At 37.6% G+C, this 1,048-nt stretch carries 1 pseudogene; it reads left to right on the top strand.

From position 1 onward, the window contains the following. Positions 1-1,048: pseudogene (locus tag OWO01_RS15940) on the top strand (IS4 family transposase); the annotation flags it as partial.

Raw genomic sequence — 1,048 nt, 5'->3', positions numbered from 1 at the left:
AATCTTCAATTATTTGAAGAACAGGTGAAAACATTGAAATTAGATTGTTATACGAAAAAATTAACGACAGAATCATTTTTAAAATTATTGCTTTATTCACAACTAACAGAAACGGAGAGTCTCCACGCGTTAAGTGATTGTTTTTTTGATGACAAGCTTCAAAAAGCGGTTGATCTTGATTCAATCAGTATCTCACAGTTGTCGCGGCGCTTAAATGGTATGAACCCCGATCTATTTCAGCGGTTATTCCTTGATTTAGTCTCTCAAATCCATGCCAAAACACACTATACAAAATTGGTCATGCCTTTAAAAATCATAGATTCAAGCACATTGCCACTTAATTTAACCAACCATAAGTGGGCAAAGTTCCGTAAAACAAAAGCTGGAGTGAAGTTGCACTTACGCCTTGTATTTATGGAAAAAGGAGTTTCCTATCCCGAGAAAGCAGTCATGACAACCGCGAAAGAACATGATCGTGGTCAGCTAGAAATTATGGTTGATGATAAAACATGCATGTATGTGTTTGACCGTGCTATTTAGACTACGAGCGCTTTGATCGGATGACAGACGATGGCTACTTTTTTCTCTCAAGGCTAAGGAAAAACGCTATCGTACGGGAAGTTTATGATTTTAAACTATCTGATAATTCGTCTGTTTTATCGGATCAAATGGTGTTGATTGGCACGACTCAAAACCGTGCTGAGAATTACTTCCGCCTTGTAAAAGTGATCGATTCAAAAGGAAATCTCCTACATTTAATCACAAATCGTTTTGACTTAAGTGCCGAAGAAATCTCGGAGATGTATAAGTCGCGGTGGGCAATAGAATTGTTTTTTAAATGGATCAAGCAACATCTCAACATCAAAAAGTTCCATGGTCAAAGTGAATGGGCTATTCAAAATCAAGTGTTTATCGCACTTATTGTTTTTTGTCTCCATGTGCTTGCGCAGATCGAAACGAAAAGTAAGCGAAAAACATTACAAATCAGCCGGTATTTAAAAGCTTCTTTGTGGAAACCCGCGCGTATCTGGATTCGAAAGATTGAAGG

Origin of the sequence: Natronobacillus azotifigens (assembly GCF_026805325.1) — a bacterium.
GTDB classification, from domain to species: Bacteria; Bacillota; Bacilli; order Bacillales; family Amphibacillaceae; genus Natronobacillus; species Natronobacillus azotifigens.
This window is presented reverse-complemented; position numbering and strand designations above follow the sequence as displayed.